The following is a 12,814-nucleotide window of genomic DNA, read 5'->3' as shown; positions in this document are numbered from 1 at the left end:
CGCACCTTTTGACAGGCACGGGGCAGCATCATTCGATCAGCATTAGGCGGCCCCTTCACGCCGGGGCACGACGGCTATTTCATCCGATTTTGGCGGAGATGAGGAAGGGCCGCAGATAGGCCTCCATGCCTTCGCTACCGCCTTCGGACCCCATGCCGCTGTCGCCGACGCCACCAAAGGGCGTTTCCGGCATCGCCATCGCGAAATGATTGATGCCCAGCATGCCCGCATGGATGCCTTCGGAAATCTTGCGTTCGGTGCTCATGCTGTTGGTGAAGGCATAGGATGCAAGGCCATAGGGCAAGCGGTTCGCCTCTGTCAGCGCGGCGTCGAGGTCATCGACCGGCATCACGAGCATGAGGGGACCGAACGGCTCGTCATTCATCGCGTCCATTTCGGGCGTCATGCCTGACAGGACGGTCGGCTGGAAGAAGTAGCCGCGATTGCCGATGCGCGACCCGCCGGTTTCGATCTTCGCACCGCGTTGCACCGCGTCAGCCGCCAGCGCCTCGATCTTGGAAAGCTGGCCTGCTGTCGTTAGCGGCCCCATCTGCGTGTCCGCAGCCATGCCATCACCGACGCGCAGCTTACTGGCCACCTCGGCCACGCCCGCAACGAAATCGGCATAGAGCGGCTTTTCAACCAGGAAGCGCGTGGGTGATACGCAGACCTGCCCCGTATTGCGAAACTTGAATTCGGTCGCGAGCGGAACGACGGTGGCAAGATCAGCATCACGCGCGACGATCACAGGATTGTGGCCGCCCAGTTCCATAGTCACCTTCTTCAGGTGCTGCCCGGCGGCACTCGCCAGCAAGCGGCCGACACGGGTCGATCCGGTCAGCGTCACCTTGTGGATTTCCGGCGCAGCGCAAAGGGTGGCCGAAATCGCCGCCGGATCGCCCCAGATCACGCTGATCGCGCGGGGTGGCAGGCCAGCGGCCAGCAGCGCGCGGCCAATCCGCCACCCGGCGCTCGGTGTTTCTTCCGCGCACTTCAGAACGACCGAACAACCTGCCGCCAATGCCGGTGCGACCTTCTGCATGACGGTCCAGGCCGGGAAGTTCCACGGCGTGAACGCAGCCACGGGACCGACGGGCCGACGCTGCACCGCCCAGCGCATGTCGCTGGCCCGCGTGGGGATCAGACGTCCGTAAGCGCGGCGGCCTTCTTCCGCATACCAGTCGAGCAGGTCGGCCGATCCCAGCCATTCGCCCCGCGCCTGCGCCAGCGGCTTGCCGCCTTCGCGCGTCATTTCGGCGGCGGCTTCGTCAGCCTCCGCGCGCATCAGGTCAGCGGCGCGGCGCAGGACCTTGCTGCGTTCGAAGGGCGAGATGGCGGACCATTGCGCGAAGCCATCAACCGAAAGCCGTGCGGCCTCGGCAGCTTCGGCCGCGCCGCACGACGGCAGCGTGGCGATCAGTTCCTCGGTGGCCGGGTTGACGAGTTGCATCGTGCCGAGCGAACCCTGGCTGCGTTCCTGACCGTCGATGATGGGGCGGGGCGTCGAATTGGTCATGCGCATGGTCCTTCAGGGTCTGACATGCGCCGCACAGCTCATCCGCTGGACAGCTGCGCGCGCATTAGTTGGCGGCCTCTTACCCCTCTCGCCATGGAGGGGACAAGACCCAGCCGCCAGTGAATGGCCCGTTCAGGCCCCGCGAATGAAGTCGGCGGTCGGCGATGCGGCGGACGCCAGCCTCAATTCGCCCAGAACACCGGCCCAATAGCTTTCCGAGCCATCGGCCAGCCGCCATCCGTGCAGGCGGCGGGTCAGCAATTGGAGGTCATATTCCTCACTTATGCCGATCGCGCCATGAACCGCATGGGCGATGGCGGCGACCTGCCCTGCCGCGAGGCTGGTGCCGTGCTTGGCGATCGCGGCGTCGGTGAGCTTGGGTTCAAGCCCCGAGCGCGCGCCGATCGCGGCGGCGATGCGGGCGGCTACGGCCTGTTCGGCGAGGACGGACAATTGCTGCTGCACTGCCTGCTGCTTGCCGATGGGCTTGCCGAACTGGACACGCTCATTGGCGTAGGCGACGGTCATTTCCATGACCCGGCCAGCCGCGCCGGAAATGAGCTGCGCCCGAAGCACAGCAGCGATGGGGCGCAATGCAGCCCCGTTCAGCCCTGAAGCATAGGCGTCCGCGTCATGGGGGACACCCGTAGCCTCGACCTTTGCGGTAGTCAGCACCGGCGCGTCCGGGGTGCCCGACAGGATGTGGAAGGCGACTACGGCGAAGGGCACTGCGCCTGCGCCGGTGGCGATCGCGATCGGGCCTTCGGGCGCTTCGATGCCAGCTGCGGCGAGCAGCGCACGCGCGATCATCGTATCGCCCACCGGCAGAGGGACGGCATGGCGGCCGAGCAAAGCGATCAGTGGCGCGGCGTCCTCCAACGAGAGCCCTGCCCCGCCCGCCTCTTCGGCGACGAGGGCGTCAAGGAAACCGGATTCGACAAAGGCATTCCACATCACGCTGCTATCGCCGCCCTGCTCGATCTCGCGGATCGCGGCGGGGGTGCAGACGTCTTCGATCAGGCGGGCGAAGGGATCAATCAGTTCGGACATGTCCATGAAGTGGCTCCCTTCAGCGCAGGCCAAGGCCGCGGGCGATGATGCCGCGCAGGATTTCACGCGTGCCGCCACGCAGCGAGAAGCTGGGCGCGATATGGGTGACGTAAAGCAAAGTGCGGTATAGTTCAGGATCGACCGGCTCGTCCGGATTGGCGGCCAGATCGTCACCGATCAGCTGCGGCACGGCCTGTTCGAAGCTGGTGCCGAGGTCCTTCATCAGCGAGGCTTCGACAACCGGGCTTTCACCCGCCACCAGTCGGGCGGTAACGGCCAGCGACATTTCGCGCAGGACGGCCTGCTGCGCCATCAGCGATCCGACGAGGCGCAGCGTGGCGCTGTCCTTGCGGCCAACCGCTTCGAGATGGCGGACCCAGGCGTCGATCAGCACGACGGAGGAATAGATGCGCTCTGGCCCGCTGCGTTCGAAGGCCAGCTCGGCCGTGACCTGCTTCCACCCCTGCCCTTCGGCGCCGATCAGCGCGTCGGGGGCGAGGCGGACGTCTTCGAAGAAGACTTCGGCGAAATGCGCGTCGCCGGTAAGGTCGACGATCGGGCGGATGCTGACGCCGGGCGCCTTCAGGTCGACGATTAGCTGAGACAGGCCCTGCTGCCGGTCGGCGCTGGTGCCCGATGTGCGGACGAGAGCGATCATGTAATCGCTGTGCATCGCGTTGGTGGTCCAGATCTTCTGGCCGTTCAGTAACCAGCTGCCGTCTGCCTGCTGTTCGGCACGGCTACGGACGCTGGCTAGGTCGGAACCGGAGCCCGGCTCGCTCATGCCGATGCAGAAAAGCGCTTCGCCCTTCGAAATGCGGGGGAGGTAGAAGCGGCGCTGTTCTTCGGTGCCATAGTGCAGGATCAGCGGGCCGCTCTGGCGGTCGGCGATCCAGTGTCCGGCGACCGGGGCGCCTGCGGAGAGCAGTTCCTCGACCACGACGAAGCGGGTGAAGGGACCGCGTCCGACGCCGCCATATTCCTTGGGCAGCGACAGGCCGAGATAACCGGCCTGACCCAGCTTGCGGCTGAAGGCGGCGTCGAAACCCTGCCAGGATCGGGCGCGGCGGTGTACCGGCAGTTCGGCGATGGCTTCCTGGATCAGCGCGCGGAGGGCTGGGCGGATCGCCTCATCCTCGGGCGGGAGGGTGGAAAGGGTCAGTGTTTCGAACAAGCCGGCCTCGTGAAACCGTTAAGGAAGTGGTGAATAGATCGCGTTTTGTGACTTTATAGTCCAATATCGAATTTTGGTTATTCGATATTCAATGGCTATCGGAGGCGATGGCGGCGAAGTTTTTGGCGAGGGGGCTGGCGGCGTCACGGGGGAGGGCTACGCCGGTGAGGACGGGCACCTTGTTGGCGAGGCGGACGAGGCGGACGCCTTGGGGCACGGAGCCTGCGGCACGGGAGGGGACGAGCGCCACGCCGAGGCCGGAGCGGACAAGGGCGAGGACGGCGCTCAATTGCGCGGCTTCCTGGGCGACGATGGGCATGAAACCGGCCTTTTGGCAGGCGGTGAGCGTGATGGAATGGAGGACGCTGATGCGGCTTTGCAGGATGAAGGGCTGCTGCGCCAGATCGCCAAGGGCCACGCTTTCGGCATCGGCGAAGGGGCTGCCTTCGGGCAAGGCCGCATGCAGTTCGTCGGGGTCGATGACCTGCGTGTCGACGGCCGCGATCTGGAGCAACGGCATACGCACCAGCCCGACGTCCAGCTCGGCGGCGGCGAGCTTTCGCGCGATTTCGGAACTGGTCGCTTCCTCCAGCACCAGTTCGACGGCGGGATAGCGGCGGCGATATTCGGCGATGAGGCGGGGGAGCAGTTCGAAGGTGGCCGATCCGACAAAGCCCACCCGCAACTGACCGCGTTCCCCCGCCGCGCCCTCCCGCGCGGCTTCCCGGAAGCGATCCGCCTGCGCCAGGGTCGCCCGCGCCATGTCGAGCGATGCGCGGCCCGCCGCCGTCAGCGTGACGCCGCGCGCGCTTCGCACGAACAGGGCGGCACCCAGTTCATCCTCCAGCTTGCGGATGGCGACGGTCAGTGGCGGCTGCGACATGTTGAGCCGCTCCGCCGCACGGTGGAAATTGCCGGTTTCGGCGAGCATGACGAAATAGCGGAGCTGGCGTAGTTCCATGATAGCTTCCATATATCGAACAATCGAAAATCAATATTAGCTTGATAGAAAGCGAGCGCCTAGCGTCCTGCGATCTTTTCATGTTTGGATTGGGAGAGCCCCGCTTGGACCCGTTTCTTCTCGTCGAGCGCGACGGCCCCGTCGTCATCGCCCGTTTCAACCGCCCCGAAGAACGCAACACCATCACCGAGGTCGCGCATAGCGAGGAGATCGTCGATTTCTGCCGCCAGATGGTGCGGGACAATTCGGTGCGCGCGATCGTCCTGACCGGCAATGGCAAGGCGTTCAGCGCGGGCGGCAATGTCAAATATATGGCCGAACGTTCGGGCATGTTCGGCGGCACGCCCTATGAGATCCGCAACGCCTATCGCACCAGCGTGCAGATGATTGGCCCGGCTATCCATGAATTGGAAGTGCCCATCATTGCGGCGATCAATGGCCCGGCGATCGGCCTTGGCCTGGACATCAGCTGCATGTGCGACATCCGCCTGATGGCCGATACTGCCGTGGTGGCCGAAAGCTATGTGAAGCTGGGCATCATCCCCGGCGGCGGTGGCGGCTGGCTGTTGCCGCGCCTGATCGGGCCGCAGCGCGCCAACATCATGACGCTGACCGGCGATGCGATCAATGCGCAGACGGCGCTGGAATATGGCCTCGTCGCCGAAGTGCTGCCCGCCGACAAGCTGATGGACCGGGCGCTGGAACTGGCGGGCAAGATCGCCGCCAATCCGGGTCACGCGACGCGCATGGCGAAGCGCCTGATGCGCGAAGGGGCCGACATGAAGCTGACCACGCTGCTGGAAATGGCGGCAGGTTACCAGTCGCTCGCCCACTATACCGAAGATCATCATGAAGCGATCGCCGCCTTCCTTGGCAAGCGCGCGCCGGAGTTCAAGAACAAGTGAGCGAGCAGCAAACCTCAACCGGTCCTCTGGCGGGGATCAAGGTGCTCGACCTGTCGCGCGTATTGGCGGGGCCGTGGACCACGCAGATATTGGGCGATCTGGGCGCGGACGTGATCAAGGTCGAGCAGCCGGGTCAAGGCGACGACACCCGGCGCTGGGGGCCTCCCTTCCTGGATGACGGGTCGAAGGACGCGGCCTATTATCTGTGCGCCAACCGCAACAAGCAGTCGGTCGCGATCAATCTGGCCGACCCGCGTGGCGCGGACCTGATCCGCGAGATCGCGCTGGGCGCGGACATCGTGGTCGAGAATTTCCGCGTCGGTGGCCTCAACAAATATGGGCTGGATTATGCGTCGCTGTCGGCGATCAATCCGAAGCTCATCTATTGTTCGATCACCGGCTTTGGTCAGGATGGGCCGTATAAGGATCGCGGCGGATACGACTTCCTGATCCAGGGGATGAGCGGCCTTATGTCCATCACCGGCCGCCCCGACGGTGAGCCGGGCGGCGGGCCGATGAAGGTGGGCATCCCGATCAGCGATCTGGTGACGGGCCTGTATTCGGCGATCTCCATCCTTGCCGCGCTCGCCCATCGCGACCGCACGGGCGAAGGCCAGCATATCGACATGTCGCTGCTCGACACGCAGGTGGCGCTGCTCGCCAATCAGGCGTCCAACTATATGAATGGCGGCATGATCCCCCGGCGGCTGGGCAATGAGCATCCCAATACCGTGCCCTATCAGGATTTCTCCTGCTCCGACGGCGACATATTGGTGGCGTTGGGCAATGACCGGCAGTTCCGCAGCTTCTGCGATCTGATCGGGCGGCCGGACCTGCCGGACGATCCGCGCTTTATCGACAATGGCAACCGATCGCCCAACCGCAAGGCGTTGCAGGACGAGATGGGACCGGCGATTGCCAAGTGGAAGTCGGACGATCTGATCGCCGCGATGGAGGCCGCCAAGCTGCCGGGCGGGCGGGTCAATGAGATACCCGACATTCTTGCAGACGAGCATATTGCCGCGCGTGGCGTCGTCAAGGACATGGTTCGGTCGGACGGTACGCCGGTCAAGGTGCTGGGCTATCCGGGGAAATTTTCCAAGACGCCCGCCGATTACCGCCGCGCGCCGCCGCGTTCGGGCGAGGATACGCGTGACGTGTTGAGCGACGTGCTGGGATTGTCCGAAGGGCAGATTGCGGCGCTTGTGGAAGCGGGGGTTATCGCGGAAAAGCTGCATTGATTTTTGCGCGCAGAGGCGGAGGACGGTGATTATGGCCCTCCCCCCTCCGTCACCCCGGCGAAAGCCGGGGTCAAGTCCGGGGTGACGAAGACGGCAGGAGTACCGCTCCGCTTCGCTCTTGAAAGAGCGGGAAATAGCAGTTCATCATGCCGGGGACGCCCGGCTCAAGATTGAGAGGATTACAGCATGACCACCAAGATCGGTTTCATCGGGCTGGGCGCCATGGGTCTGCCCATGTCATCGAACCTTCAGCGCAAGGGCTTTGCGGTCACGGTGTACGACATCGACGCGGAGAAGATGGACAAGGTGGCAGCGCTGGGCGCGGCCAAGGCCGCCACGGTCGCCGAGGCAAGCCGGGGTCAGGACATCGTCATCACCGTCCTGCCCGCGACGCAGCATGTCGAAGCGGTGGTGCTGGGCGAGGACGGCGTGCTGGCGAATATCGACGCAGGTGCCGTGCTGATGGACCTGTCCACCATCGATGCAAAGGGCACGGACCGGGTGGCGGCGGCCTGCGCGGCCAAGGGCATCGGCTTTGTCGATGCGCCGATCGGCCGTCTGGCGCTGCACGCCGAACGCGGGGAATCGTTGTTCATGGTCGGCGCGGAGGACGCCGAATTCGCGCGGGTCGAACCGGCGCTGAAGGCGATGGGCACCGACATCTTCCGCTGTGGCAAGCCGGGCATGGGCAGCCGCATGAAGGTGATCAACAATTTCATGCTGCTGTCGACGGCGCAGATCGTTGCGGAATCGCTGGCGCTGGGTACGAAGCTGGGTCTCGACATCCAGACCATGCATGACGTGACCGGCAACACCACGGCGCGCAACGGCCAGTTCCATGTGCTGATGGTGAACAAGGTGCTGAAGGGCGATATGGAGCCGGGCTTCACCATTGACCTGGCGTTCAAGGATTTGAGCCTGGCGATGAACGCGGCGGCGGAAAACCGCGTCGGCCTGCCCATGGGCGCGGCGGCGCATGCCGCGTTCGGTGGCGCGCGGGCGACCGACTATGCGAACAAGGATTATTCAGCGCTGCTCGACTATGCCTGCCGCAACGCCGGTGTCGAAACGCCGCGCATGGATTGATCCGGAAAGGCCGTGGGCGCGCCGCAACTGATCGCCACCTGCTGGACCACGGCAGGCAATGTCCGGCCCGACCGGCCGGACAATCTGGGACGCTTTCCTCTGGAGCAGCGGATCGAGGCGGCGGCGCGCGCGGGCTATGCGGGGACCGGGTTCTGGCTGGGCGACCTTCTTGCCTGGGAGGCGAGCGGGCGGGATTATGGCTCGCTCAAGCGGCTGCTGGATGATGCCGGGCAGAAGGTCGTCGAGCTGGAATATCTGGCGGATTGGTTTGCATCGGGGGAGCGTCGCGCTCGGTCGGATGCGGCAAGGGTGGAACTGTTCCGCGCCGCCGACGCGTTGGACGCGCGGCATATCAAGGTGATGCCGCCGTTCCTGCCCGACGATCCGGCGGGTGACGATCTGGCTGGCGAATTTGCGGCGCTTTGTGCGCAGGCGGCGGATCATGGGCTGATGATCGGGCTGGAAATGCTGCCCTTCTCGACGCTGCCGAACCTGGGTGCCGCTTTGGAGATGGTGGCTGCGGCGGACGCGGCCAATGGCGGGCTGTTGGTCGATATCTGGCATGTGATGCGCTCTGGCGGCACGATGGAGGAGGTTGCGCAACTGCCCGCGCGCTTCATCATCGCCGCTGAACTATGCGACGCGACGATGGCGATGCAGGGTGAGATCACGGAAGATACGATGCGCCATCGCAAGCTGTGCGGCGAGGGTGAGTTTGATGTGCCGGGCTTTATCCGCGCGATGGGTCGGGCCGGTTATGAAGGCCCTTATGGCGTGGAAATCCTGTCCGATGCGTTTCGCCAGCTTCCGCTTTCCGAAGCCGCGCGGCGCAGCTTTGAGAGCAGCGTGGCGCAATTTGGCCGCTGATCCTTTAGAGCATGATCATGTTTGAGTGATCGTCACCCCGGAATTGATCCGGGGTGACGGAAAAGGAGCCTTGATACAGATGCGATCGATTGTCCTGCATGCATTGACGATTGCGCAGAAAGGCGTTTCCGCCGCAACGGTCCTGTCATAGGAGGCGCATCGCGGCGGGAGCGAAGCCGTCGAGCATGAGGGGCGCTTTTCATGGCCGTGACGATCCTGGGCGCGCTGGTCCCGGTATTTGGGCTGATCCTGATCGGCTATGTGTGCGGGCGCTATGACATATTGGGCGATCGCGCGTTCGAGGTGTTGAACCGCTTCGTCATCGCCATCACCCTGCCCATCCTGACCTTTCGTTCGATCGCGCATATCGACCCGAGCAATCTGGCCGTGCCGGGCATGTTCATAGCGGTGACGCTGGGCGCGCTGATCACCTATGCGCTGGCCTTTGCGATTGCGCGGCGGTTCGGGCGGTCGGGATCGAACGCGAATATCGCGGCTTTGTGCGCCTGTTTCAGCAATACGGGCTTTATCGGCCTGCCGGTGGCGACGCTGGCCTGGGGGCCGGAGGCGGTCGCGCCGGTGTCCGTGACGATGCTGATCTACTCGGCGATCGTGTTCACGGTCGGTCTGGTGATGAGCGAGGTGACGGCGAGCCAGGGCCATGGGGTGGGCACCGGATTGAAGCTGGCGGCGCGGTCGACGGTGCGCAATCCGCTGATCCTGATGGCGGTGCTGGGGTGCGTCTGGTCCGTGCTGCGCCTGCCGCTGACGGGGCCGGCCGACATATTGATGCAGACGCTGGCGCAGGCGACGGCGCCGTGCGCGCTGACGGCGATCGGGATTTTCATCGCGCTGCCCCGGCGCAGCGCGACGCCCGGACCGATCGGGCGGGTCGTTGCTTTGAAGCTGCTTGTGCAGCCGCTGATCACGGCGGGGCTGTTGTGGATGCTGCCGCCGATCCCGCCGCTTTGGGCGAAGGTCGCGATATTGATGGCGGCGATGCCGTGCGGCGCGTCGAGCTTTGTGCTGGCGGGGAAGGCGGGGCGCTGGGCGATGGAACTGAGCGCATGGGCGGTCATGCTGACGACGACGATGGCGTCGATCACGCTGACCGGGATGCTGTGGTGGCTGGGGGCTTAAAGGTCTTCGGTGACGCGGGCCATTGCCAAGGGGCGGACGAGCAGGAAGAGGGCGGACCAATCGCCGGTGTCGGCTGCGGCCTCGCGTTCCTGCCGGGCGATCAGATAGGCGTCGTCGCGTAGCCGCTCGAACAGGGCCTGCACCCGGTCGCGGCCGTTGGGGCCTAGCCAGAGCATGTCCGAGACATAGCGGGCGTCCCCCTCCAGCAGCGAGGGGCCGAGGAAGAAATGCTTCACCACGCGGTTGAAGGCCTGGTCGAGCGGGCCGCCGGGGCGCCAGCGGACGGCGCGGCTGGTGAGGGGGCGCAGGCGTCCGCCGGGCAGGCTGTCGACGAGGCCGAGGCGCCGCAGCCGCTCGATCGCTTCGTCCAGGGTCGCGGTGTCGATGCCAAGCGTCGACTGGCACTCCACCCGCTGCGCGCCGTTGAGGACGAGGAAGAAGAGCAGCGCGAGGCTGCGGTCGGCGGCAAGGACGCGCTCCTGCGCGAGGGTGAAGCGATCCGCGCCGCTGTCGGCCGATCGGGCTAGCAGGTCACGCACGTCGATGCCGATGGCGAGGCAAAGGCGGTCGAGATTGTCGAGCGTGAGCCCCCTGCCCCGCAGCCAGCGCCACAGGGTTGGCTCCGCGACGTCCATGCGGGCGGAGAGGTCGGCGACCCGGACGCCCTGCACGCGCAGTTCGTGGCGGAGCTGGGCCAAGATAGCGGCGACGCCGGGGCTTTCCTTTTGCGGCATGTTTAAAGGTCCGATCATTAGGTGATCTTGGAAGATCATATAATGATTGCCGGGGGCAAGCGCGAATTGATCCGGCTGCGCCCTTATCCCACTATGCGCGCGAGATAAGAGAGAGGATGGACGGATGGCGACCACGGCCGACTATGGCTTGGGCGAATTCACTTTTCCCCGTGGCTGGTTCATGATCGCGCGGGCCGAGGATGCCGTGGCCGCGCCCACCGCGCTGCGCATGTTCGGGCGCGATCTGGTGCTGTATCGCGGGGAAAGCGGGCGGGCGGCGCTGCTCGATGCCTATTGCCCGCATATGGGCGCGCATCTGGCGGCCGAGCAAAGTTCCGGCGCGGGCGCGCGGCGGATTGAGGGGGACTCGATCCGTTGTCCCTATCATGCGTGGCGCTTCGGGCCAGACGGCATTTGCAATAATGTGCCCTATTTCGACGGGCCGCTGCCCCCGGCGGCGCGGGTGCGCGCCTATCCGGTGGAGGAGCGCTTCGGATGCCTGTTCGCCTGGCATGATCCTGAACAGATGGAGCCAGACTATCCCCTGCCCGACCTGCCGGAATGGGAAGATGCGGGGTGGGTGCGCTGCATCTATGATGATCTGGGGCAGATACCCGTCCATCCGCAGGAGATTATCGACAATCTGGTCGATGCGCGGCATTTCGGGCCGGTCCACGGGCAACGGCTCGCCTATTTCAACTCGCGCTTCGACGGCGTCACCGGACGGCAGCTGTCCGGCGGAGGTCATGAGACGATGACCAGCGAGGGCGGCGTGCTGGACGTCGATGCTTATTATACTGGGCCGGGCATCCTGATCGCGCGCTTTTCGGGTGAGACGGATGCGGTGCAGATCGTGCTGCATACGCCGGTCGAGGATGGCGTGACCCATGTGTGGCATGGCATCATCACGCGGGGACGGCAGGTGCCGCCCTCCGCAGAGGATGTGACCTTGCATGGCCAATATCAGCAGCTTGGCCTGTCCGCCTTCTCGCAGGATTTCGAGATTTGGCGGACGAAGGCGCCCGCGTTGCAGATATTGCGCCTGCCGACCGATGGGCCGTTCCACCGCAACCGCGCCTGGTATCGGCAATTCTATAATCCGCGCGCGCAGGCGGCGGGCCATCAGGGCCGCGCCAATGGCGACCATGCCACCAAGGGGCTGGATCAGGCGCCGACAGCCGCAGCGGCCGAATGACATTCATAACGAACAGAGGATAGTATAGAAATGAACAGGGATTTCCCGGAAGGCGCGGCGCTGATCTTTGGCGGGAGCGGCGGGATCGGCAAGGGCGTCGCGGTCGAGTTCGCCAAGTCGGGCACGGACGTCGCCATCTGCTATCGCAGCAAGAAGGACGTGGCCGAAGCGACAGCGCAGGCGATCGAAGCGCTGGGCGTGAAGGCCAGCCTGCATCAGGTCGATGTGCGCGATCGCGCTTCGGTGGACGCGGTCGTCGCGTCCGCCACCGCTGCCCATGGCCGCGTGCATAGCATCGTGTGGGGCGCGGGGCCGCTGGTGCCGCAGGTCGCGATCGCCGAATGGAGCGACGAGCAGTTCCGCCAGGCGATGGAGGTCGAGGTGTTCGGCTTTTACAATGCCGCCCGCGCCTTCATCCCGCACATGCGCGAAAAGGGCGGTGGGTCGTTCGTCCATCTGGGATCGGCGGGGCATGACTGGTGGCCCAAGCTCGATGGCCTGTCGGTGGCCCCTAAGGCGGCCAATGAAGCGCTGATCAAGGGCATCGCCAAGGAAGAGGGCAAATATGAGATCCGGGCCAATTCGGTGCTGGTCGGCGTCATCGACGCAGGCATGTTCCATGAACTGACCGCGCAAGGCGTGTTCGACGATTATTGGATCGCGGAGACCAAGAAGCTGCTCTGCCTGAAGCGCTGGGGCCAGTCGGAGGATATTGGACAGGCGGCGGTGTTCTTCTCATCCGAACGCGCCCGCTATGTGACCGGGCAGGTGATATCGGTCTCGGGCGGCTTCGGGGTCTGATACTGTCGTAGGGCGGTTTGTGAGAGGTTTTTAGGGGGAGGGCTTACCACCCTCTCCCTGTCCGCTTCCTGTCCGCTAGAGCATGGTCATGTTTGCGTGATCGTCACCCCGGACTTGCTCCGGGGTCCCGCTTCTGTTCTGACG

12 protein-coding genes are annotated in these 12,814 nt (G+C 65.0%); 7 read left to right on the top strand and 5 right to left on the bottom strand.

Annotated features, from left to right (window positions below; all coding sequences use genetic code 11):
- Positions 1 to 79: 79 nt before the first annotated feature.
- The 4 genes from ACYU81_RS16150 to ACYU81_RS16135 all read right to left on the bottom strand — a co-directional run bounded on the left by ACYU81_RS16150 (position 80) and on the right by ACYU81_RS16135 (position 4,701).
- Positions 80 to 1,516, bottom strand: a complete 1,437-nt coding sequence (locus ACYU81_RS16150; RefSeq protein ID WP_460988633.1) for an NAD-dependent succinate-semialdehyde dehydrogenase — start codon at positions 1,514 to 1,516, stop codon at positions 80 to 82.
- 132 nt (positions 1,517 to 1,648) lie between these two features.
- Entirely contained in the window at positions 1,649 to 2,572 is a 924-nt protein-coding gene (locus ACYU81_RS16145; RefSeq protein ID WP_460988631.1) for an acyl-CoA dehydrogenase family protein, read from the bottom strand.
- A gap of 13 nt (positions 2,573 to 2,585) precedes the next feature.
- Positions 2,586 to 3,740: an acyl-CoA dehydrogenase family protein gene (locus tag ACYU81_RS16140; protein WP_460988630.1), complete on the bottom strand. Its 1,155-nt coding sequence runs from the start codon at positions 3,738 to 3,740 to the stop codon at positions 2,586 to 2,588.
- An 88-nt stretch (positions 3,741 to 3,828) separates the two neighbouring features.
- Positions 3,829 to 4,701, bottom strand: coding sequence for a LysR family transcriptional regulator (locus ACYU81_RS16135; RefSeq protein ID WP_460988628.1), 873 nt, complete (start codon positions 4,699 to 4,701; stop codon positions 3,829 to 3,831).
- A 104-nt stretch (positions 4,702 to 4,805) separates the two neighbouring features.
- Here ACYU81_RS16135 and ACYU81_RS16130 point away from each other — a divergent pair, with 104 nt between their 5' ends.
- The 5 genes from ACYU81_RS16130 to ACYU81_RS16110 all read left to right on the top strand — a co-directional run bounded on the left by ACYU81_RS16130 (position 4,806) and on the right by ACYU81_RS16110 (position 9,940).
- On the top strand, positions 4,806 to 5,606 hold the full coding sequence (locus ACYU81_RS16130) for a crotonase/enoyl-CoA hydratase family protein (RefSeq protein ID WP_460988627.1): 801 nt from the start codon (positions 4,806 to 4,808) through the stop codon (positions 5,604 to 5,606).
- Complete coding sequence (locus ACYU81_RS16125) at positions 5,603 to 6,847, top strand: CaiB/BaiF CoA transferase family protein (RefSeq protein WP_460988626.1); 1,245 nt, start codon at positions 5,603 to 5,605, stop codon at positions 6,845 to 6,847. Before ACYU81_RS16130 ends, ACYU81_RS16125 begins: the two co-directional genes overlap by 4 nt.
- A 186-nt stretch (positions 6,848 to 7,033) precedes the next feature.
- Positions 7,034 to 7,933, top strand: coding sequence for an NAD(P)-dependent oxidoreductase (locus tag ACYU81_RS16120; protein WP_460988624.1), 900 nt, complete (start codon positions 7,034 to 7,036; stop codon positions 7,931 to 7,933).
- A gap of 12 nt (positions 7,934 to 7,945) precedes the next feature.
- The gene (locus ACYU81_RS16115; protein ID WP_460988623.1) at positions 7,946 to 8,800 is read left to right on the top strand and encodes a sugar phosphate isomerase/epimerase family protein; all 855 of its coding nucleotides are present in this window, start codon (positions 7,946 to 7,948) and stop codon (positions 8,798 to 8,800) included.
- A gap of 201 nt (positions 8,801 to 9,001) precedes the next feature.
- Positions 9,002 to 9,940 (top strand): AEC family transporter, encoded by a 939-nt coding sequence (locus tag ACYU81_RS16110; protein ID WP_460988622.1) that lies wholly within the window; start codon positions 9,002 to 9,004, stop codon positions 9,938 to 9,940.
- Here ACYU81_RS16110 and ACYU81_RS16105 read toward each other — a convergent pair.
- Positions 9,937 to 10,692 carry a helix-turn-helix domain-containing protein gene (locus ACYU81_RS16105; RefSeq protein WP_460988621.1) on the bottom strand — a complete coding sequence of 252 codons (756 nt, stop codon included), beginning with the start codon at positions 10,690 to 10,692 and terminating at the stop codon, positions 9,937 to 9,939. The genes ACYU81_RS16110 and ACYU81_RS16105 overlap by 4 nt on opposite strands.
- Positions 10,693 to 10,798: 106 nt before the next feature.
- On the opposite strand from ACYU81_RS16105, the gene ACYU81_RS16100 reads away from it, so the two are divergent.
- Together ACYU81_RS16100 and ACYU81_RS16095 are read left to right on the top strand one after the other, a co-directional pair.
- Positions 10,799 to 11,869 carry a Rieske 2Fe-2S domain-containing protein gene (locus tag ACYU81_RS16100; protein ID WP_460988620.1) on the top strand — a complete coding sequence of 357 codons (1,071 nt, stop codon included), beginning with the start codon at positions 10,799 to 10,801 and terminating at the stop codon, positions 11,867 to 11,869.
- Positions 11,870 to 11,899: 30 nt separating this feature from the next.
- Positions 11,900 to 12,670: an SDR family NAD(P)-dependent oxidoreductase gene (locus ACYU81_RS16095; RefSeq protein WP_460988619.1), complete on the top strand. Its 771-nt coding sequence runs from the start codon at positions 11,900 to 11,902 to the stop codon at positions 12,668 to 12,670.
- The last annotated feature ends 144 nt before the right edge of the window (positions 12,671 to 12,814 follow it).

The sequence above is a fragment of the Sphingobium sp. TomTYG75 genome, from assembly GCF_054771635.1.
Note: the sequence above shows the minus strand (reverse complement) of the source record. Positions and strands in the feature narration are given on the sequence as shown.